This window comes from bacterium, assembly GCA_023150945.1.
GTDB lineage: Bacteria > Zhuqueibacterota > Zhuqueibacteria > Zhuqueibacterales > Zhuqueibacteraceae > Coneutiohabitans.
This window is the reverse complement of sequence record JAKLJX010000011.1, coordinates 122,443-145,020: the sequence shown is the minus strand read 5'-3', so window position 1 is coordinate 145,020 and position 22,578 is coordinate 122,443. Positions and strand designations below refer to the sequence as shown.

General features: G+C 62.4%; 15 protein-coding genes. All 15 read right to left on the bottom strand.

The genetic code is table 11. The annotated features are described in order from the left end of the window. Positions 1-28: 28 nt before the first annotated feature. The gene (locus tag L6R21_15550; protein MCK6560607.1) at positions 29-2,350 is read right to left on the bottom strand and encodes a M28 family metallopeptidase; all 2,322 of its coding nucleotides are present in this window, start codon (positions 2,348-2,350) and stop codon (positions 29-31) included. Positions 2,351-2,498: 148 nt separating this feature from the next. Further along, complete coding sequence (gmhB, locus tag L6R21_15545) at positions 2,499-3,053, bottom strand: D-glycero-beta-D-manno-heptose 1,7-bisphosphate 7-phosphatase (protein ID MCK6560606.1); 555 nt, start codon at positions 3,051-3,053, stop codon at positions 2,499-2,501. Next, complete coding sequence (locus L6R21_15540; GenBank protein ID MCK6560605.1) at positions 3,046-3,642, bottom strand: SIS domain-containing protein; 597 nt, start codon at positions 3,640-3,642, stop codon at positions 3,046-3,048. Before L6R21_15540 ends, gmhB begins: the two co-directional genes overlap by 8 nt. A 180-nt stretch (positions 3,643-3,822) precedes the next feature. Continuing rightward, complete coding sequence (locus L6R21_15535; GenBank protein ID MCK6560604.1) at positions 3,823-5,394, bottom strand: capsule assembly Wzi family protein; 1,572 nt, start codon at positions 5,392-5,394, stop codon at positions 3,823-3,825. A gap of 212 nt (positions 5,395-5,606) precedes the next feature. Then, a complete protein-coding gene (locus L6R21_15530; protein ID MCK6560603.1) occupies positions 5,607-6,986 on the bottom strand; it encodes a glycosyltransferase family 4 protein in 1,380 nt (459 codons plus the stop codon). 42 nt (positions 6,987-7,028) lie between these two features. Then, entirely contained in the window at positions 7,029-7,769 is a 741-nt protein-coding gene (locus tag L6R21_15525) for a class I SAM-dependent methyltransferase (GenBank protein MCK6560602.1), read from the bottom strand. Positions 7,770-7,873: 104 nt separating this feature from the next. After that, positions 7,874-9,277 carry an undecaprenyl-phosphate glucose phosphotransferase gene (locus L6R21_15520; protein ID MCK6560601.1) on the bottom strand — a complete coding sequence of 468 codons (1,404 nt, stop codon included), beginning with the start codon at positions 9,275-9,277 and terminating at the stop codon, positions 7,874-7,876. An 81-nt stretch (positions 9,278-9,358) separates the two neighbouring features. Next, on the bottom strand, positions 9,359-10,732 hold the full coding sequence (locus L6R21_15515) for a glycosyltransferase family 4 protein (GenBank protein MCK6560600.1): 1,374 nt from the start codon (positions 10,730-10,732) through the stop codon (positions 9,359-9,361). A gap of 83 nt (positions 10,733-10,815) precedes the next feature. Further along, positions 10,816-12,276 (bottom strand): undecaprenyl-phosphate glucose phosphotransferase, encoded by a 1,461-nt coding sequence (locus tag L6R21_15510; protein MCK6560599.1) that lies wholly within the window; start codon positions 12,274-12,276, stop codon positions 10,816-10,818. 218 nt (positions 12,277-12,494) lie between these two features. Beyond that, entirely contained in the window at positions 12,495-14,600 is a 2,106-nt protein-coding gene (locus L6R21_15505) for a hypothetical protein (protein MCK6560598.1), read from the bottom strand. 73 nt (positions 14,601-14,673) lie between these two features. Then, entirely contained in the window at positions 14,674-15,420 is a 747-nt protein-coding gene (locus tag L6R21_15500; GenBank protein ID MCK6560597.1) for an FkbM family methyltransferase, read from the bottom strand. Positions 15,421-15,481: 61 nt separating this feature from the next. Beyond that, a complete protein-coding gene (locus L6R21_15495; GenBank protein MCK6560596.1) occupies positions 15,482-17,821 on the bottom strand; it encodes a DUF3604 domain-containing protein in 2,340 nt (779 codons plus the stop codon). A gap of 105 nt (positions 17,822-17,926) precedes the next feature. Then, complete coding sequence (locus L6R21_15490) at positions 17,927-19,453, bottom strand: alkaline phosphatase family protein (GenBank protein ID MCK6560595.1); 1,527 nt, start codon at positions 19,451-19,453, stop codon at positions 17,927-17,929. Positions 19,454-19,550: 97 nt separating this feature from the next. Beyond that, the gene (locus tag L6R21_15485) at positions 19,551-21,221 is read right to left on the bottom strand and encodes an alkaline phosphatase family protein (protein MCK6560594.1); all 1,671 of its coding nucleotides are present in this window, start codon (positions 21,219-21,221) and stop codon (positions 19,551-19,553) included. A gap of 25 nt (positions 21,222-21,246) precedes the next feature. Next, complete coding sequence (locus L6R21_15480) at positions 21,247-22,446, bottom strand: glycosyltransferase family 4 protein (GenBank protein MCK6560593.1); 1,200 nt, start codon at positions 22,444-22,446, stop codon at positions 21,247-21,249. Positions 22,447-22,578 lie beyond the last annotated feature (132 nt).

The following is a 22,578-nucleotide window of genomic DNA, read 5'->3' as shown; positions in this document are numbered from 1 at the left end:
CAAGGCCGCAGCCCCAATGCCGCGGCGCTCACAATCCCGCCTCAGTCGGCGGCGGCATGACCACCAGCGTGTCGCGGCGGGTGACTTCGGTGCGGTAGGTCACGTCGGCGTATTGTGCCGTGACCGTGAGCGGTAACGGCGGTTCCGCATAGATCGCGGTCACCTGCCGAATCAGCCGGCTGCCCGGTGAAAGCTTGAAACTCGCCTGCGCGCGCAGTGTGTCGTCCGGGTCGGCATACCAGCGAAACAGGAAGCGCTCGGCGTCTGCACGGCGGCGCTTGCTGTATTTCAAATTCGTGTCCATGACAACGAGCGCCAGGGTGTCGCTCTGCACCTGCACGCGAACTTCGTTCCAGGGCTTGGCACTGGTGAGCAGCCAATCGACCTGGATCAGCGTCGAGTCGCGCGCGTCGCCAGTCTGACTGCCGGCAACCGACAGCCAATCCGCGCGAAACGGCAGGGCCAGTTCCGCGCGATGAATTGCCTCATCGTAGGTCTGCTGCAGATCACCCGCCTTCACTTCCACCCCGCGAAAATACTCATCGCCCGTCAGCCGCAGCCGGCTGTCTTGCGTGTTCTGATCATACTGCGCGACCACGCGCAAGTTGGCGTGCCACTGCTCGTTGTAAGCGGGAAATGCATACAAATACCCGCCATATGCAAATACCGCCAGCAGAATCAACAAACCGAACAGCGGTTGTCGAAAAATGCGCAGCCAGGCCAGGTGTCTGTGTCCGTGCGCGAAGGTGTAGGCGAGCAGGTAAAAAGAGGGCAGATACCAAATAATCAGCAGCAGGGTGAGCGCGGCGCTGTAGATCAACGACGGCGTGAAGCCGTGATAGGATGCCAGCGCGCGCGGCATGGAGCGGGCCCCGAATTCGAACAACTCGAAGAACATCAGCATGAACATGGGAACCGGCGCCGCGAGTGCAAACAGCAGTTTCAACAACGTTCCCGGCAGATAAACGGCCAGGCTGCAGCACACCAGCGTGAGCGCCGGATACAGCGCCAGGCGCGGGCTTGCCAGCCAGGCCAGGATCACCAGCAGCCACAGCGGCACCAGGCCGCGCTTGAGATAGAGATAGGGATCGGGACTGAAGCGCCAGTTTCGGCTGAGCCACAGCGCCAGCCAGAAACCGGCGAGGGCAAACAGCGCGGCGAGGGTGAGATACTCATCACTGTGCACAAACCAGGGATAGCGCAGGCCTTTGACGAACTGCATCGCCGCTTCGCCGAGCTGCGCGAACACCGCAATCACGAGCAGCAGCAGAAACACCTTGGCGCCGGAGAAATGGACGCGCTGCGCCTTGTCGATTTGCAGCCGCTGGGCGCGGCCGCGCGTGAACGCCAGCACACCGAGCAGAAGCGCAAGGCCGACAACGGCATAAATCGCCCATTGCGGCACGAACAACACTCCGCCGAACAGTTGCCAGAGCATGTAATTGCCGGTGCGGGCAGCCGGAATGCCTTGTGCTTGATACTTGCGCAACAAGCCATCGACCAGGCGCGCACTGCGCTCCAGTGCCGCTTTGCTCACAAATTCAATGCGATCGTTGGCTGTATGAATCGGTGAAGTTCCCACGCCGGCCGTGAAGTCAATGGCGGGAATCCCGCGGAGAAGAAAGGGCTCGTGATCCGAGCCGGCGACGCCGCCGAGCGCCGCATTGAGGGTGAAGAATTGCGTGGGATACTTCAGGCTGTTGTAGCCCAGGCTGCGGTCGATGGCATAGGCATCCTTCACCAGCCAGGCGGGCGCCTGATGGCCACGACTGTCGATAAAGGGAATCAGCGGGCCGTCGCTGCCAGCCATGTCGATCTGCAGCATGAGCGCCACGCGCTCAATTTCAGGGAAATGATCGACAAACCAGCGCGAGCCGGCCAGGTTGCCCTCTTCACCGCCGAACGCCGCAAACAGCAGGGTGTAGCGCCGCTCGGCGTCGCGCCAGACGCGCGCCAGTTCCATCATCACGGCGGTGCCGGAGGCGTTGTCATTCGCGCCCGGATTTTCGCGCACGTCGGAATCGAGGTGGCCGCCGATGACAATGAGGCTGTCGCTGCGGCCGCGAAAGAGGCCGACGGCAACGCCCGAGCTGGTGTTGATGCGCTCGCTGTACGGCACGGGCATGACATAGGCCGTGTCTGCGCCCCAGCCGGCGAATCGCCGTGCCGCCCACTGCAGCGCCGCGCGTTCATTCGCCGAGCCCATCGGGCGCGGGCCGATGGTCACGGCAAGATGATACACGCCGGCATGAATGCTGTCGGCCGCGATCGCAGCCGGCTGCGCGCCAGTGCGAGCGGCGCTGCTCAGGCTGAGCAGAAGCAGGATGACAGCGGCTTGGGGCTTGAGCATTCTTCCTCCGTGGTTATGTCGACGATGGCGCAAGCATAGCAAAAAAGCCCCAGAGAAGCAACTCCCAGTCAAAAAGAAAAAGCCCTCGCCGAATCATTCGTTGAGGGCTTCTTCTATGGGTGGAAGCGGAGAGGTGATCTCCGTCTTTTCAATTCGACTGCTGCAAGATCCAATCCACTGCGGCGGCGAGATCGTCCGCGACGAAATCGGGCTGGCACTCGCCGCGGTCGGCGGTTTCGCTACCATAGCCGGTGCGCACCAGCACGGTCCACAGACCGGCATTGCGCCCGGTTGCGATGTCGCTGGCACGGTCGCCGATCATGAAACCGGTGAGTTCGCACTCGAAATCGCGCGCGGCCTGTGCGAGCATGCCCAGGCGCGGTTTGCGGCAGTCGCAATTGGCTTCCGGCGCATGCGGGCAAAAGTAGAAGCCGTCGATCCAGGCGCCGTGCCGGGCGAGGTGCTGTTGCAGCACGCGATGGGTTTCCTGCACGAACGCCTCGGTGAAGTAGCCGCGCGCCACGCCGGATTGATTGCTGATCACGACGACGCGCCAGCCCGCGCGCCGCAACCGCGCAATGGCGGCTGCGCTGCCGGGCAGGAAGGCAATGTCCTCCAGCCGGCGGAGATAATTCTTCTCCTCGATCAGCGTGCCGTCGCGATCGAGAAAAACGAACGCGGCCTGTCGGGTCGGCTCAGCCAAAGAGTTCGTGCTCCACCATTTCCATCCAGATGTGTCCCACCAAAATGTGGCACTCCTGAATGCGCTGGGTGTCGTTATCCGGCACGATCACGGCATGATCGACGGCGCTGGCGATGGCGCCGCCGTCCTGGCCGAGCAGGCCGATGGTGAGCACGTTTTTCTGGCGCGCCGCCTCCACCGCCGCCAGAACATTGGCGGAGTTTCCCGAGGTGCTGATGGCGATCAGAGCATCGCCGCTGGCGCCCAGGGCAATGATCTGCCGGGCATACACATCGCGAAACGAGAAATCATTGCTGGTGGCGGTGAGCGTCGAGGTGTCGGTGGTGAGCGCCAGCCCGGCCAGCGGGGGCCGGTCACTGCGCAACTTGCAAACCAGCTCGGCCGCGAGATGCTGCGCATCTGCGGCGCTGCCGCCGTTGCCGCAAAAGAGAATTTTGCCGCCGCCGCGCAAGATGTTGACCAGTTTGTGCCCGACCGAAAGAATCTCGGCCGCCTGCTGTTCCATCAATTTGGTCTTGACCGCAATGCTGTTTTGGATACGCTCCTGCACGAAGGTCTTGTCGCTTCTCATCCGCGAAGCCATGGCCATGATCATCTCCCGTAATAAGTGTCATCCGGCGGCGGTCCGCCGCCACTGCCTGCAAGCAGGAAGACTTGAATTCCAACAATCGCAATCTTCACTGGGTGCCGTCAGGTTCTCATGATGCCGAGGGCATCACGCCTGCACGAGTTGTTTATCGCTGCCACACCGCCAGCCCGGCTCCGCGCCTCACTCCAAACCCAGCCACCAGAATCGCTCGAGCCAAAGTCGTACACGCACGCTCGTTTCCTGCCGGCGGCGGCCCGCTTGATTGGCGAAATCGCGATAGCGCGCGTGTCCGGCGGCAATTGCCAAAAAGAAACCCGCACGCGCCTGCCAGCGCGCCTCGAGCGCGAGATGCGTGCTGCGTTCCACCACGCCGCTGGGGAATTTCTCGCGGTAGCCCTGATTCAGATCGGCGTTCACCCACGGCATGTCGAACGGCCGCTCCAGGCGGCCTTCGCCGTGGCGGCGGGCTTCGTAAGAATAGAAGAGCTGCACATTGCCGCCGGTGTAGGCGCGGCCGTGCACCAGCCAGCGGTCGAAATCATTGCCGAGAAAGTGCGCCAGCGGCCGGTTGCGGTGCATGAACTTCTCCCACACGGTGATGGCATTGTAAGTGCGATTGGCAATCCGGGTGTATTCCAGACCCAGCGCGGCGCCCTGCCACCCGAAAGGATCCGCCACTTCACCGCCGAGGAGATAGGCGATCTCGTTCGGCTCCAGATCGCCGCGGCGCGTCTTCTCGACTTGCACGTCGTCGATGAGTAACTGTGCGTAGAGTTCCAGCCCGTCGCGCGGCCGCACCACGGCGTCGAGCGCGCCAAAGGTGTTGCTCTTTTGCTGTTCATTGAGCTGCTCGCCGTGAAACGCCAGGAACGGATTGAGGTAGTACAGCTCGAAGCCGCGGCCCGGCCCGCCGTACAGCGCCATCTGCGTGACCGCGAGCGTGAGCAAGTTCGATTTCAGCCGGATTTCCGCGCGCGCCGCCGCGAGATAGCGTTCACTCACGTCGGTGGCGTAGCGCGCGCGCAGGGAATCCGGCAGATACTCCGAGTTCAACTTCGCCGCGAGATAATCAAAGCGAAAGCGCTGCAACTCGAGGCGGCCGGAAAAATGGTCCAGCGGCCGCGAATAATCCGAGAGCAACAGCGTGGCGTCAACGCCGCGCCCCCAGCGCACAAAATCGCGGCCCAATTTAGCGACATACTTGCCGAAATGCAAGGAGAGGTAGGCTTGCTCGGTGTAGCCCGCGAAACCGCGCCAGCGCTTGCCCAGGTAATTGGGGTCCTCGCGCAACTCTTCATCCAGGCGAATGGCATTCACGAAAGCAACATGCCGGTCTGGAAACAGCGCGAGCTGCGTGCGCAAACCGGCGCGTGAGCGAGTGGTCTCGCCAAAATCACCGGCGTTTTCGCTCACGCGGCCGCCGAACTGCAGCCACGCTTTCGGTTCGAGCGGCGTGCGGGAAAACTGCTGCAGGCGCGTCTGCCAAAATCGTTCTGATGAATATGCCATGGCACCGCCGGCCGCATCGGCCAATTGCGCCATTTCACCCATTGTCAGCGGCCAGTTGGCAGAAGAGAAATCCAAATGGCGATGGCGCAGGCTCAACTCGCGCGCATAGGTGTAAGACCAGTGATAGGTCGGCACGGTCATGATTTCCTGCGCACCGGCATGCGCAGCGAGCAGGAACAACATCATCACCCATCCGCGGGCGGGCGACACGCCGCCCGGCCTACCGTTTATTCGATCAACCATCGTGCGAACCTTCCTGTTCATTTGGCCGTGTCCTCCATTCGATTCATCCGCTGAATCGCTTCACTCGCAAAAAATCGGCACCACGCAGACTGACTGGACCAGATTCACCGCAGAGCAGCGGAGTTTGCCGACAATTCCGGCAGTCTCGCCCGGCGAGCTTCGTGAGGCGGCGGCAAATCCTGGAATGTGACATTATCAAGGCAACAGTTTGATCAATGTTCCTGCACCGGCTTGGATGTCGTCTCCAAGACCCGAGATTCATCGTGATTACCAGGTTCGGCAAACCGCAGGCGCGGCCGCGCCCTTCGTGCCCGGAAACGCACCACTCGTTGCCACCAGCTCGGCGCCGGCCCGCTCTCACATTGCCGCTGGATCAAATCGAGATACTTGCGCGCGATGATCGGCAGCGTGAAATTCTCTTCGAACGCCTGGCGGCCGCGCCGGCCGGCGGCGTGACACGCTTGCGGCGCCTGCATGAGCCGGCGCAACAGCGCCACAATCGCGTCCTTGTCATGATCTTCATCAAAGAGCCAGCCGCATTTGAACTTCTTCACCATGTCGCTCAACTCGCACGGCTGGCTCGCCAGGCCGAGCAGCGCGCGGCCGGCAGCCATGTAGGTGTAGATCTTACTCGGCACGCCGTAGCCGATGACTTCGCGCTCTTGCGACACCACGCACACATCCGCGGCTGCCAGCGAATGCTCCATCGTGGCACGCGGCTGATACGGAAAGAAGTGAACGTTTTGCAAGTTCCTGGCGGCCGCTATTTCACGGAGCTTCTCCTTTTTCGCGCCTTCGCCGATGAAAACGAAGCGGACTGGCGTGTCCTGGAGATCGGCCGCGGCCGCGAGCAGGATTTCCAGCCGCTGCCGCCAGCCCATGTTGCCGGAGAACAGCACCACGAATTTATCCAACAACCCATGCGCCTGCGCAAAACGGCTCTCTGCTTTGGGCAGGCAGCGCACCACCGCGGGATCACACCAATTGTCGATGATCACGGTGGGCGCCGGCGCATGACGCGCCAGCACGGAGCGCTCCATGTAGTGTCCAAGGCAAATGGCGGCGTCAGCCTGACGCAAGATCCACGCATTGAGGCGACGCCACATGCAGTCGATCAGGCTGCCGTGCCGCAACATGCCGACTGCGCAAGACAGCTCGGGGTGCAGGTCATAGAACAACGCAATGAAGCGCTGGCCCCGCAGCCATTTCATCACGGCGCCCACGAGATGCAGCATGGGCGGATTCGTTCCCACCAGCAGGGGAATGTGCCGTGGCACCCGCAGCGCCAGCAGCGCCAGGCCCAGAGTCGCCCACGCCCAGTTCAAGGCCTCGCCCTTGCGATTGGTGCGGCGGAAAGGCAACCGCGGCAGCCGCCACACGCGCACGCCGTTGCGGGTTTCACGCCAGGGCGCAGCCGGAGCGTCTTCGACGTAACCCGGCTGCAAAGCGCACACTTGAATCTCGACACCATGCCGCGCCAGCTCTCGCGTCAGCTCTGCAAAAAGCTGTGCGGTGGAGCCGGCATCCGGCGCAAATTGCTCGCTCAGCAGTGCCACCCCTCGCTTACCGCTTTGGCCTCTCTTTGCTCCCATGTTTCCACTCCCATCAGTTTCGCCCTAAAACGCCCGTGCCGGTCACCCCGCCGCCGGCTTGCGGAACCAGCCGAGGTGAAATTGCCGGAGAAAACTCAACGCCTCCACGCGATTGAGAAAGTTGGTGACCACCGCCAGCATCTGATGCAAACCCGGCAAGATGTCGAAATAGTCGCACGAGGCGTCGAGCTGCCGCAATTGCACCAATTCAAAGCCGGCGCGATCAAAGTGACGCCGGATTGCCGCACCGGTATTCAGCCGGTAGTAAGTCGGAAAAATGTCTTCCGCCTGCCGGCCGCGCAGAAAACCATACAGCCGGTGAAACCAAAACGGCGTGGCCCGGGAAATCAGAAACGGATAAGCCAGCAAGTTCGGCGTGATGAAGATGAGGCTGCCGCCGCTTTTCAGGCTGCGAAAGAACTCCCGGACCACACGGCCGGGATGCGCGAGATGCTCGAAGACCATTTCGCATACGATCAGGTCGAACGCATTGTCCGGCACCGGCAGCTCTTCGAGATTGCCCAGCACGCGCAGGCCGGCGGTGCGGTCCTGCGCCAGCGTGACGGCATCCAAGTCGACGTTGATCCGCCGCACGTGTTGCTGCTGGAACAAATTGTGTTTGTTGCGGCCGCCGCCGGCGTGCAACACGCACCAGCCCGGCTGCGCCGCGGCCTCCGCCAACGATTTGTAATGCGCCTTGGGAGCCGGCGCGTTGGGCCACAGTTTTCTTTTGACGGCGTAATTGAATTGTTTGACCTTCAGAATTGCGTTGTGCCGGGACATTTGGCATGACTCTGCAAAAACGATCACGCAGCGGTGGTCGCGCCGTCCGGCAGCCTGCCCGCGTATGCAGGCGGGCCGCCGGCGTTGCGCGAGTTGATTTGCAATCAATAGGCGTTTTTATTGAGAAGGCCGTGTACGATCGTCAGCAAGATAATCTTGAGATCAAAACCAAACGACCAGTTCTCGATGTAGTACAAATCGTGCTCGACGCGATTGCGGATGGGCGTGTCGCCGCGCCAGCCGTTCACTTGCGCCCAGCCGGTGATGCCGGTCTTGACTTGATGGCGCACCATGTAGCGCGGCACCTCGCTCTTGAATTGATTGGCAAAGAACGGCCGCTCCGGCCGCGGACCGACCACGCTCATGTCGCCTCTCAAGACGTTGAGGAATTGCGGCAGCTCGTCCAAACTGGTGCGCCGCAGAAAAGCGCCCAGCGGCGTGACGCGCTGGTCGTCGCGTTTGGTCCACGTCGTGTCACTGCTGTTTTGCGACTGCGGGCGCATGGTGCGAAACTTGAGCATGCGAAACGGCCGGCGGTTGGTGCCATAGCGCACTTGCGAGAAGAACACCTCGCCGGGCGAGGTCAGTTTCACCAGCAGCGCGATCAGCGCCAGCAACGGCGCCGTGAGCATCAGCACGGCGGCGGCAAAGGCGATATCGAAAGCGCGCTTGGCCACCCGGTATTTCCAGGATTCCACCGGCGTGAAGCGCACGCCCACCAGCGGCAGGCCGGCGAAATCGCGCACGCTCGTGCGCGGCTGGATGAATTTGAAAAAATCCGGCACGATGTCGATCTCCACGCCCTCCTGCTCACAGGCTTGCACCACGCGCGAGATCTTGCGCAGGGCGCGGCCGGGCAGCGCCACGATCACCTTGTCGATGCGTTGCTCCTCGATGATCTCCCGCAACTCCGTGGTGCGGCCCAGCACCTCCAGGCTGTACTCTTCCTTGTAGAGGCCGTTGCTTTCCTGATCATCGCAGAAGCCGACGACACGATGGCTCAATTCCGGATGGCGTTTTGCCTGCTGGGCGACGCGCCGGCCCAACTCGCCGGCGCCGACGATGAGCACCCGGCGCAAGTGGTAACCGCGCCGGTGCGCCTGCTGCAGCAGCCAGCGCACCAGCACGCGCTCGCACAACAACAACCCGAAATTCAACACCCCGAACAGCACGAAGGTCAACCGCGAATAGGAAACTTCGCGATAGAAGAACGTGAACGAGGAGAGGAACAGCACGCCGGCGGCGAGGCTGAACAGCAGGCCGCGCCCGTCGGCCAGGAGGTGCGCCCGCCGCCGGAAATCATACAGGCCGAAGAAGGAAAACAGCCCCAGCCACAACGGCAGAATGCCTCCCAGAATGATCAGGTACTGATCGATCTCCGGGCCGCCGTGCGGCCAATAGCCGCTTTCAAAGCGCAGCCAAAAGGCGACATAGAACGAAAAGGTAGTGACGAGCAGATCGCAGCAGGCGATCGCGAGCTCGAGCAGACGACGACGTTGTTGTGACATGGCAAAAGCGCTGCAGTTGACCTGGGACAATTTACCGGGCCAGCGATTGAACCGCAACGGCGGAGCCGTTACCGTGTCATTTCACATGAATTGAGCAGTTTCGTGCTGAGCAGCCCTGGTTCGGTGTTCTCTGGTTGTGTTTTTTTCATCCGCCGCGCGCCGCCGGCGCCGCGGCAGGCGGAATATTCTCTCCAGCAGCGCGGGCGCCGGTCCCGCCTGGCATTGCTGCCGGATCAACTCCTGGTATTGGCGCGCCACCAGCGGCAGCGTAAAGTGGCGCTCGAAATGCTGGCGCGCGCGCTGGCCCGCATGCCGGCTGAGCGGCGGCGCCTGCAGCAGTTGCTGGAGCAAAGCCGCGATCGCGTCGCGGTCGTGATCTTCATCAAACACCCAACCGCACTGGCATTCGCGCACCATGTCGATCAGCTCACAAGGCTTGCTCGCCAGCCCCAGAATGGCGCGGCCGGCGGCCAGGTAGGTGTAGATCTTGCTCGGCACGCCAAACCCGATGGCCTCGCGCTCATGCGAGACCACCGCCAAATCCGCGGCCGCGAGCGAGTGTTCCATCAAATGCCGCGGCTGGTAGGGAAAGAACAAAACGTTGTTCAAGCCGCGCGCTTGTACCATTTCCTGCAGTTTGGGCTTTTTCACGCCCTCGCCGATGAACACGAATCGAATCGGCAGGTTGGTGAGCAACGCGGCGACTTCGATCAGGATTTCGAGGCGTTGGCGCCAGCCCAGGTTGCCGGAGAACAGGACCACGAACTGATCGAGCAGGCCATGCTCGCGGGCAAATAGGCTCGCCTCCTTGGGCAGGCAGCGCACCACGCGCGGGTCGCACCAATTGTGAATGATGGAGGTGGCGGCAGCGGCATAACGGCCTTTGATCACCCGCTCCATGTACGCGCCGATGGCCACCGCCACGTCGGTGTGGCGCAACGCCCAACGATTGATCCGGCGCCACAGCCGGTCGAGCAAACTGCCTTCCCGCAACAGGCCCACCGCGCAGGACAATTCCGGATGCAAATCATAAAACAGCGCAATGAAACGCTGCCCTCGCATGATCTTCAGGAACGCGCCCACAACATGCGCCATGGGCGGATTAGTGCTGATCAGAAGCGGTGCCTGCCGTGGCGTGCGCCAGGCCAGCAGCGCCAGCGCAAACGTGCCCCACACCCAGTTGAGGGCCTCGCCCACGCGGTTGCTGCGGCGGAACGGCAGGCGCGGCAGCCGGCGCACCGTCACGCCGTGGCGCACTTCGCGCAGCGGGACTTTGCCCTCTTTGACGTAACCGTGATAGCCGGGGGTGAGCGTGCACACCCGCACGGCCACGCCCTGCTGCTGCAGCTCGATCATCAGCTCTTCGAACAACTGCGCGGTGGAAGACAGATCCGGCGCATATTGCTCGCTGACCAGCGTGACGCTCGGCGGTTGTTTGTCGTTATTCCTTCTCAATCAATCCTCGCATGGCAGGAGGTGCCGTTCCTGAGCAACGTGAAAGTTGCCGGTCATGAATCTTCGCTTTCCGGCGGCCGGCCTCACAGTGCGCGCGCTTTCTTGCTGATGACACCGCCGAACAAAGTCAGCAGGATGATCTTGAGATCAAGGCTGAGCGACCAGTTTTCGATGTAATACAGATCATGCTCGATGCGCCGGTCGATCGAGGTATCGCCGCGCCAGCCGTTGACTTGCGCCCAGCCGGTCATGCCGGTCCTGACCTGGTGGCGGATCATGTAATTCGGCACCATGGTTTTCAACTGGCGCACCTGGTAGGTCCGCTCCGGCCGCGGTCCGACCACGCTCATGTCGCCCATGAGCACATTCCAAAACTGGGGCAGCTCATCCAGGCTCCATTCCCGCAGAAACCTTCCCAGGCGGGTGACGCGCGGATCGTTGCGCAGCCCCAGGCCGATTTCGTGATCGATCGTCTCCGCGCCCGCTTTCATCGAGCGGAATTTGAGCATGTAAAACGGCCGGCGGTTGATGCCGATGCGCTCCTGCTTGAAGAACACCGGGCCGGGTGAGGTCAGCTTCACGGCAAGCGCGAGCAACAGCATCAACGGCGCGAACACCAGCAGCGCCAGGCCGGCAAACACCGCGTCAAACAGGCGTTTGGCGATGCGATATTTCCAGGAATCCACCGGCGTGAAGCGCACGCTCACCAGCGGCAGGCCGGCGAAGTCATGCACTTTGGTGCGCGGCTGAATGAATTTGAAGAAGTCGGGCACGATGTCGGTTTCCACGCCTTCCAGCTCGCAGGTTTCGACGATGCGCGAAATCTTGCGGATGGCACGGCCCGGCAGCGCCACGATCACCTTGTCGATGCGGTATTTTTCGATGATCTCGTTGAGATTGGCGGTGCGGCCCAGCACTTCCAGACCATATTCTTTCTTGTAGATGCCGTTGGTTTCAAAATCATCGCAGAAGCCCACCACGCGATACCCCAGCTCGGGGTGGCGTTTGGCCTGCTCCGCCACGCGCAAACCTAGTTCGCCCGCGCCGACGATGAGCACGTGGCGCAGGTGATAACCGTGGCGGTGGGCCTGCCGCAGGCTCAGCCGGAGGAGCACGCGCCCGCTCAGCGTCAGCAGGAAATTCAGCGCGCCAAACAGCACGAAGATGAGGCGCGAAAAGGTAAACTCGCGGTAGAAAAACGTGAATGCCGAAATGAACACCACGCCCGCGGCGATGCTGTAAAGCAGCGGCCGGAGATCCGCGTACAAATGCGTCAGCCGCCGAAAGTCATACAAACCGAAGAACGAAAACAATCCCAGCCAGAGCGGCAAAATGCCGCCGAGCATGATGAGATAGTCGCCGGGATCGGGATTGGCATGCGGCAGAAAGCCGGCCTGAAAGCGCAGCCAAAAGGCGGCGTAGAAGGCCAGCGCCGTGGTCCCCAAATCAATCACAGCCCCGGTGATTTCCCAATAGCGATTATGTTTCTTGGACATGGCAAAGACGATGGTGTTGAGCAAAGATGAGTTTGCCGAGTCAACCATTACTGTTTTCCCGCGCGGCTGTAGCGATGGCTGGCCGCGACCCCATGTCCCCGCGCTCCGGCTCCCGCTGCTGGTGCGCTGCACCTTGACAGGCATATCGCCACAAATGTCATTCTGCAAGGACCCGGTGAGGATTCAAAAGTAACACCGTGAGCATCACCGGATTCATCTGAATGAAGTCCCGATCGTGTACGCCTGCAAATCGCAATGGCAGTGCACTACTGCAGAAAATAAACCGGCCGTGTCTGAATCGGCAGTTTGCCTGCAGCCGGGGTCAGGCGATTGCCGAAGAAATCCCAAGCTTCGGCGCGCTGCACCGAGGCCGGCAGCGCCACCGTCGCCGTTCCCTCGCTTTGCCACAGCGCGGAGAAGCGCCGGCCATCGGCACGGCGATAGTGCATGAGATATTGCCCGGGATTGGCCAGTTCTTCGCGGCGCTCGAACACTGCGTCGCCGCACAATTGCGCGAGCGTGACATAGGCCAGCAACGCCGGCTTTACGCTGGCCTCCGCATCATGGTCGAGCAAGCCGTGCACGTCCGGGCCGCTGCGGCTGCGCTCACTGTCCATCGAATAGCAGAAATAATACTTCACCCCCGCGGCTTTGGCGAGCAGCGCATGGCGCACGAGATATTCCGCTTGCGTCATCTCATCCACGGTGGCGGGCCGCGGCGGCGAATAGTAGGGGATGGCGGCGTTGATGGAATCGCGGCCGCGATAGCCGGTTTCCGTGGCCCACAGTTCCGGCACATAGCCGCATAATTCCCGCACCTGCAGCCGCAGTTGTTCGATCTTCTCCATCAGCGCCTGCTCCGGCGCAATCTTCTCATAAGGGTGAAAGGAGACGGCTTGCGGCCGCGCCTGGGAAGGCGCCAGCGCTTGCTGCACGAACCCCGCGAGATTGTCATCCGACCAGGCCAGGCTCAAGCCGGCGAGTTGCGCCTGCGGCTGCAATTGCGCGAAGGCACGCACTGCCGCCGCCAGCACTGCGCCATAGTCGCCGGGCGTGCCGTCGAAATAGCGTGGCAAGTTGGGCTCGTTCCAGATTTCCCAGCGGGTGATTTGGCGGCCGTAGCGCCCCGTCACTTCCCTCAAATAGTTGCGAAACTCTTCCATTGAGCGCGGCATTTTGTTCTGCAAATCCGGGGCGCCGGGTGTCGCCGGGGCGCTGGCCCAGCGCGGCGGGAATCCCAGAATCGGCAGGAATTGAAAACCCTGCTCTTGCAAATAGGCAATCAACTCATCGGGCCATTGCCATTTGCCGGGCTTGGGCTCGACCTGGCTCCAATAGAGCTGCAGCACGTTGCGCAGATAAGTCACGTGCGCCTGGCGCAACAGCGGCAGCGTGATCTCCAGATTCATGGCGTTGAGATGCATGCCCCACACCGCTTCGCCGGCGGTCGCGGCGGGCAATTGGGCGTTGTGTGCGGCCAGGCGCAGCACGCCCTGCGCGACCAGCGGCCCGGCGGTCTCGCGCAGCGTCCACTCCAGGCGATAGTCATCGGCGTGCGCCAGCGGAATGGTGAAGACGTGGCGCCGCGACGTTTGCCCTGCCAGCGTCACGGCTTGCGCCGGTAAATCCTGCCCGGCGTGCAAACGGCTGGCGAGATGAAGCTGGAGTTTGAGATCGCGCGGCCGCTCCGCGCGGTTGGCAAGCCAGAGTTGCAGCGCAATCTGTGCCGGCGCAGCAGAGAGTTTGGTTTTGCGATCGACGGGCTGCAATCCGGCAGTCAGTTCGGCCTCGGCGCAGATACTTTGGCCGCGGTGGCGGAATTCGATTTGATCGATCCAATAAACCCCGGGCGCTTCGAACTCCAACGCCAGCCGGTACGCGTCTTTTTCCGCAACCGGCAGAGTGCCGCTGAACGCCACGGGAGTCCAGGCCGTGCTGATTGCTTCATGATCGGCGGCACCGCCGCGCCGCTGCTTGCCGCTGCGCAAGGCTTGCTTGGCAACACCGTTGATCACGCGCAACGCCACTTTGCGGCCGGCGCTGGCAGCTTTCACCTGCGCGGAGAATTCGAATTCGCCGCCGCCCGGCAGGGTGAGCCACGGACTGACGAGGCGGAAGGTGCCCTCGCCGAACACCCGGCTGCGGCTCAAATCGATTTTCAATGACCGCCGGCCCGCGGTGGCCTCCAGGGAATCGGAGGTGATTTCGAAGCCCACGAGATTTTCGGCCAGGGGCTTCCAGGCCACGGCGCCCAGCTCGAAGCCGGCATTGGCCAGGGTGAGCTGCGGCCGGTTGTAGCGCACGACTTCGCCTCCGCCGGCGGGTGCGCTGGTGCAGGAGAACAGCACAGAACAGCACGCGACGGTGCGCAAGCACAGTCTGCGCGAAACTCGGTGAATTCGCATTCTCAGAGATGTTTTTGGTATCCGAGCCATCTGCCATCAGTCATGATTGAGAAGTCCTCACGAACAGCGCATCCATCTGCAACACTTCGCCGGTCTTGGGCGCGGCCAGCCAGCCCACCGGCCGGCTGAAACACATGCCCCGGGCTTCCATCAGCCGCACCACATCCATGAACAGCAGCTCGCCGTTGTACAACGGCTTGAAGGAAGTTTCCAGCACGGCGTACTCGATCTGCGGCAGCGTGGCGGTTGCGCCTCGCAGGGTTTGCGCTTCATAGCCTTGCACGTCGATCTTGAGCAATACCGGCGGCGGCAGCGCGAGGCCGGCAAGCATCTGATCCAAAGTGGCAACGCGCACGGTGATTTCGCGCTGTTCCTGCGCGGCCGGAAACGCTTCGCGATGCGCCGGCGCCAGCGGCAATACCGAACTGGCGCGGCTTTGGGCGTTCACCCGCATGGTCACTTCGCCCTCGCGTTCGCCCAGCGCCACCGGATGGACCGTGATGTTGCCCAGGCGCGCCGCATGTTTGCGCAGATGCGCCACACAATCCGGCAGCGGCTCGAACGAGTGCACGTGCACGCCGGGAAACAGCCGCGCCGCCGCCACGGCAAACTGGCCGACGTTGGCGCCGACGTCCAAGATCGTGCGCGGCCGCAGACCCTGCTTCACCAGCGCAGAAACCATGTGGTAAGAGGTGACGGAAAACTGCGGCCACGTCAGCATGGCTTTGAGCGCGGCCGGACTTTCCAAAAGCGAGAGAAGTTGTTGCATGTTGTGCAGCAGACCCATGTCGAGCTGAGTTGTCAGATAACCAATTGCCGATCGCTTTTGCGTCCCGCCCCCGGTCCCTTCATTTCATCACCACCAGCCGCCGCACCAGCACACTGCCGCCGGCCTGCAATCTCAAAAAGTAAAGTCCATTGGCCAGCGCCTGCGTGTCCAGGCGGGTGGAATACCATCCTTCTGCTTCGAAACCGTCGAATACCACCGCGACTTCCCGGCCGAGCGTGTCGAACAGGCGCAGGGTCGCGCGGCCGCCGGCCGGCAGATAGAAATTGACCTGCGCCTGGCCGTGATTAGGATTGGGATAGCTCACGCCGAGCTGCAATTCCCGCGGCGGCGCCTGGTGCTCCGTGGTATCGAGCGGATTGGGCGCCATCACCCAAACCGGGCTGGACCACGCCCACACCGGACGGTACAGCCGCCGGGCGACATCATAGATCTCATTCCGCTGCTGGACGCGCAGATAGTATATCGCCTCGCCGGTATAGCTCGAGTCCACGAACGTGCGCTGCATTTGCAAACCCTCACCGGGCCAGTGCCGGATCACTTCGAAAAGCGGATGGCCGTCGTGCCAGCGGCCGTTCTTCATGTTCCATTTGAGAACTTCCATAAACGCGATGCTGTCCGTGCCGGCGACTTCAGCGGCAATCGCGGGAAAGGTTCCGAGCGGCATTTCCAGCCGCGCGCCCATCATGTGGCCGGCCACGGTGAAATCGAGCAGCATGCGCTGGCCGGTGGTGGCGTAGACGCGACGTTGGCGCAGTGCCTGGAAGACCGCGTCGCGCGTCAGTTCGCCGGCCAGGACGGCCGTCAGGCCGCGAAAGGGCAGCCCCGGCCGGGCGCTGTGATCATCACTGGAGGCGATGGTGCCCAGCACTTCGCCGGCGGCCCAGGCATCTTGCGCGTAGTGCGGGCCCGGCGTGCTGAAGCGGCCTTCCTCCTGCAGCCGGTCATAGGACAGGGGATGATCCGGCGCGTAGATCTCACTCTGGCCGTGCGACGAATAGATCTCGATGAGCGGCCGGTAGAAACGGTGGCCGTACCCCGGGCCAAAACTGATCGCCGAATTCGAGGTGGTCGACCACATGATGCCGGTGTGATGCGGCACGGTCAGAAACTCCACCGCCGGCGGCAGCATGCTTTCGAGGCGGCGCCACAAATCTTGAATCTCGCCGCGCATCTGGTCGCGATAGAGCGGGAGCTGCGCCAAGGCTTCATCCGAGCCGTTGAAATAGACATTGTGATGCCCGGAGGGCGCGAGCCGGCTGTACTCATAGCCGAGCAAAGTGACGAACGTTCCCGGCTGGTTGTAGTTGACCACCTGCGCCTTGATCTCCTGCCATTCCGCCGCCGTGATGCCGCCCTGCTCGCCAAAATCACTGCTGGTGTGCTCGGTGAGCGCGTAGAAATCCAAGGCGGCGACGTCGCGCGCCTTGGCGAACGAGCCGGTACCGTGGCCGTCGTGACTGATGCGCGTGTGACTGTGCAGATCGCCCCAAAAAATGCGGTAGGGCGGTGCCATCGCCGTGACCCGCACGGGATTGCTCTCCGCTGCCAGTTGCGCGCCGCTATGCAACACTTGCGCGCGCACGGCGACGCGATGCGTGCCGGCGCTCATGAACGTCAACGGAATGTCCAAGCGGCCGCTGTCCGTGAGCGTGAGGCTGACGCTGTTGAGCAGATTGGCTTCCGGATCATCGGTGGACAGGAACAGCTTGGCCATGGTCTCCGGCACGAGATTGAAGTTTTCGTCCAAAATCACCACGCGCAGCCGCGCCGGTTCGCCGGCCATGATCTGCGAGGGCAGATAGGCGGCAATCTGCTGCGGCTCGCCCGGCGTCACGCGCAGCGCGGGCGGCGCCAGCACTTCTTGGAAGACGCCGCTGCCGGTCAAGTCATATGCAATGCTCATCGTGTCAACGAATGTCGAGGGCGGCGCAAGCATGCGGCCGCGCGGCGGATTGGCGCCGTAGAGCAGCTCGATGGTGTCCCCGCGCCGCAACGTGCCCGCCAGGACTTTGACAGTGATGATCCAGGCGTTGCGATCCCAATCCCAGGTGATGGCGGCATCGCTGCGCTCCAGGCCGGTGATGGCGACTTGCGCGCGCGGGTTGTCGGTGCGAGCGGCGACGAAATTCTGCCTGAGCGAATCGCTATTCTGCGGCTCACCGAATCCCTTGATGAAGCGATATTTGATCGTGGCGCCGGTGCTCAAACTGTCGGCCTCGACCGTGAGCCGGACAGTCCAGGTGCCGTGCGTACGCGCCGTGGCCACCGCCGGCTCCACCGTGGCAGTGAAATCACGGCGCCCGCCGCGGCCCGTGGTCGACATTCCGATCCAAAGCGCCAGCATCGCCAGCAGCGCGCAGAATCGCATCCCCCAAAGGTATGTGCGTTGACGAGTCATGGCAATTCTCCCCAAAGGATTCTTTTCAGAGTGACACAGCGGGATTGCCGCAGGGTCTCTGGCCGGCTTTGTCTTCCTGCCGTGATGACTTGATTGCATCCGGCGTTACAAATAGCCCAGACTGCGCAAATGTTCTTTCAAGGTTTCATCCGCGGAGGCAGTGTCTTCTTCGTAGCTCCAATCGGGCTGCTCCCAGGATTCGCGATACTGCACTGGGGTGGCGCTCAAAAATCCCGGTGTCAACATCTCGGTCAGCACACGGCCGTCCATGTCGCGGCCGACCGGCAATCCCAGCAGCGCGAGCAGCGTGGGCGTGACGTCCAGGACGCTGGCCTGTTGCAGGGTTGCGCCGCGGCGAATCGCTGGGCCGGCGGCGATGAGGATGCCCTCGAGCTGGTGATCTCCCGAAATCGTGCCGAGGTCGCCGGCCACGATGCGCTCGGCCGGAATCACGCGGCCATTCGGCAGCTTCACTTGCAGGCCGTGCAAATCGCCGATGGCCGGACTGAGCGAAAGTTCGAGATTGCCGTAGGGATCGGGCTTGACCTCGAACAGCGGCATATCTGCCGGCGTGAGGTGAATCGCCGCCAGATCGGCGCGCATCTTTTCCACTTGCACGGCCTCCTCCTGGCGGTGGCGAAAGAAAGTCGCGCCGCGAATGTTGAAGGAACGCACCTGCGCCGGCGGCCAGCCGAGCAATTCGATCAGCGCCTCCGGCAGGATGCGCACCGTGCGATCGGGCGTGCGGCCCTGCGCTTCCGGCACCGACTGAAAGCCGTGGTCCGACACCACAATCACATTGGTTTCGCCGCGGTCGAGCGCGGCCAGCGTGCGGCCGATCATGCGATCCACCGCCTCATAGGCCCGGTGAATCTTGTCGCCGTGTCGCCGGATTTCCGATGCGGCCACGTCATTGAAGCGCTCCGGTTCCATGAACTTCCAATAGTTGTGCGAGGTGCTGTCCACCAGCGTGAAAACATACATGGCCAATTCCGGCTGATACTGCTGCACCTGCCGGAGAAAGACATCGGAATAGACTGCGAAGCCGATGCGGCGCATCTGGTAGAACTTTTCGAGATAGCCGCGCTGCAGCCGCGTGCACGCCAGCGTCCAGGCTGCATCGAGAAAAGTGGCCGGCCGCACGCCCAAGCGGTGGCTTTGCCAGGCGCGGCGCAAATGATCAGCGAGCGAGCGCTTGCTGTCCGAGCGTTGCGTCATATCCAGCTCGCGAATCACCTGCAGCGAGGCGGGATGCGTCTCCGGGCCGCGCGAAAAAGATCCGGGGATGACGAAGCCCGGTAGCGGCGGCGGCGGCCAGGTGACCATGTAGCCGCACAACCCGGTGCGCAAGCCGGATTCCGTTGCCATGTCCCAAATGCGCTTGCAGCGCACGCTTTTGGAGGAGACCACGAAGTCCCACACGCCGTGCTTGTCCGGCGTCTTGCCCGAGGCGATGCTGGTCCAAATTGCCGGCGAGACCATCGGCTCGAGCGAATGCAACACACTGGAGGAGCCGGCTTCGCACAAACGCTGCAAATTGGGAAGCCGGCCTTGCGCCAGCATCGGTTTGAGAATGCGCCACGTCGCGCCGTCCATCCCGAAGAATAAAATCCGCGGTGCTCTAGCTGTCACTCTATCTCCTACTCCTACTCTTACTCTTACTCCTACTCCTACTCCTACTCGCTGCGCATGGCGTGAGCACTCAATATCACGCCATTTTCATGATGGCTCACAAATACCCCAGGCTGCGTAACCGCGCTTCGACCTCGGCGCGATCTTCCTCGCTGTACACCATCTGCTCGCCGTTGCGGTTGAAATCGAATTCCATGCGGTCGACCGGCCGGTTACGCAGCACTGGCTCATGGAAGCCGGCCGTGAGCACTTCGCCGTCCATGTCGTTGGGAACCGGATAGCCCATTAAATACAGCGCGGTGGGCGCCACGTCGATGATGCGCGCATTTTCCAGCCGCTGGCCTTGCTTCACGCCGGCGCCGTGCATCAGAAAAATTCCATCCATGCGATGCTGGCCGGTGATGTAAGGTCCGGGGTCGCGAATCACCCGGTGCGAGGAAAAGGAAAAGCTGCTGAAAACGATGTAGCGCGGATCCTTGGGAAAATACACCAGATCCGGCGCGCGCTCGAAATACGGCCCGTCGAACAGCTCCTCGCGTTTGTAGATTTCACCGATGAGCAATTCGCCGGATTGGGGATCGCGGAACTCACGCAGGCGCGCGATGATTTCCGCGCGCGTCGCCTCATACTCCGCGCCGGGCTGCACCACGCCCTCCGGCTCGCGGCCGGCCAGGTTGATGAAGATCAAACCCGCGATGCCGCCGCCGATGGAATAAGCGCGCGAGCGGCGCCAATCGATGTCGGGAAAGGAGAAGAAAACCTTTTCCGCCGCCCGGTAGCCCTGCTGCGTGCCTTTGACTTTGCGCTTGACCTTGCTCAAGCCCAACCGGTTGATCAGCGCGAACAGGTTGCTCGGGCTGAGGCCGGCTTGAAACGCGCGGTATTTGAGCTGTGCCGCCAGCGTGCGTTTGGGCGCGAGAAAGCCCTCACGCAACAACCAGGTGTTGCTGTAGAGATAATACTCCAACGGCCCGAAGCCATGATCGGAAAGCAACAGCAGCGGCACCGCGGGAAAGCGCCGGCGCACCTCGCCGATAAAATCATCAATCAGCCGGTACACCTGCAGAATCGCGTCGCCGTGGCGGTGGTGATCCTGCGCGTTGAATTTCGAATGCGTACGGTCGTAATGGCGCCAGAAGGAGTGCATCGCAAAATCGGTCTCGCTGAACACTTGCACAAAGAGCTGCCACGGCTTGTTTTCCAGGCAGTGGCGCGCCACGCTGATCTTGTTGCGCAGGGTCGCGAGCAAATCATCGAGATATTCCTGCTCGTTCTTGCCGGAAAAACTCACCGACGGCAACGGCTGGTAGCCCGGCGCGAGTTTGCGGAACTCTTCGATGAGATTTTCGGGATGGCAGCGCTGCGGACCGGAGGCCGGTACCGGCAGGCCGGCCACCATCAAGCCGTGGAGCGGCCGCACCGGATAGGTGATCGGCAAATTGAGTATGATCGAAGGCTGACCGTGAAACGCCATGATCTCCCACAAGCGCGCGCTTTCCACTTCGTCGGAGTTGACCGGCTCGAGGCGATAGGAATTCGGCCGGCGCCGCATGAACTCGAACAAGCCGTGCCGCCCCGGCCCCTTGCCCGAGGCAAACGAGTTCCACGCCACAGCGGTGCTCGGCGGGATCACCGTGCGCAGCGGGCCCCAACTGCCTTCCTTCATCAAAGCCGCGAGATTGGGCAGATGGCCCTGGCCGGCCCACGGCGAAATCAAATCAAAAGTCGCGCCATCCAGGCCGAGAATGATCAAGCGGGAATGTTGCATCGCTGAATTCACCTGTCGATTGTCCTCATTGGTTTGCAATCCGTTCCACGGTCACTGCCGCCAGGTCAAGCCGGCCCAAACCAGCGGGGGCGCTCCGCCGGTGCTGCTGCGAATCGCCGGCGGCCAGCGTCTCATACAAGCGCCTGAACTCGTTCATGAACTTTTCAAAGTTGAATCGGCAGGCGAGGTTTTTCACCGCCGCGTGCCCCAGTTTCTGTTTCAGCGCCGGATCCGCCAGCACTTCGTTTACATGTTGCGCCAGCTCGGCTGCGTCACCCATGCGGAACAGCAAACCGTCTTCGCCGTGGCGGATTTGCTTGGGCACGCCGCCGGCTTTGGTTGCCACCACCACTTTGCCCATTGCCATTGCCTCCAACACCACGCCGGGAAACGGATCATCGTAGGTCGAACATTGCACGATCACGTCGCTCGCGGCCATGAGTTGCGGAATGTCGCTGCGTTCGCCGGTGAAGCGCAACACGCCTGCCTGCTCCAGCGGCTCCGCTTGTTGGCGCAGTTCCCGCGCGTAACGTTCGTGGCCGGGCAGTTCTCCGCCGACGATCAAGAAGCGCGCTTGCGGGAATTTCTCCCGAATCAAGGGAATCGCCTGCAGCAGCACGCGATGGCCCTTGCGCCGCGAGAGCTTGGCAATCAGCGTGATCACCGGCGTGTCAGCCGGCAGGCTGAATTCCCGGCGCACCGCCGTGCCTTCCACGCCGGGATGAAACTGCTCGCGATACGGTCCGGGATCATAAATCACCGTCACCTTGTTTTGCGCGAAGCTGCGCCGCAGCGCCATCTGCCGTGCGGTGCACTGCGAGACCGCCACAATGCGGGTGGCGAGCAGGTGCATCATCGCCGCCACCGGATAGCGCGTCAGCGGATTCGGCCGGCTGGCGCGCAGATGCCAGACCACCGGAATGCCGCAGCTCCACGCCGCCAGCGGCGCGTGAAAGTCGCGCAGATCATTGGCATGCACCACGTCGATCTCGAGCTGGCGCAGCAACCGCCGGATCGACAGCACGCTGGTAATCGCCCGGCCGAGGAAGCGCAGCAAGTCAACCGGATTGAGCAGCCTGCGGCAGATGCGATCGAGCGTGAGATAGGTGAAGTGCCGCGCCAGCTCCGGCGCGAGCTGCAAGCGCGCCACCTGTGCTTGCGCCTCTTTCGGCAAAATCGCGTGAGCGACGAAGCCCCGGCGGTTGAAAGTCTCAAGCAACTTCAAGAAACAGAGAGAAGCTCCGCCCTGCGCAACAAAGAATGAACTAAAAAACAGAATACGCACGCCCGGCTTTCCCATAGCATGCCTCCCATATTTTGATCCCCAAAGCGGGTGCGCGGGGTGAGGTGCAACTGC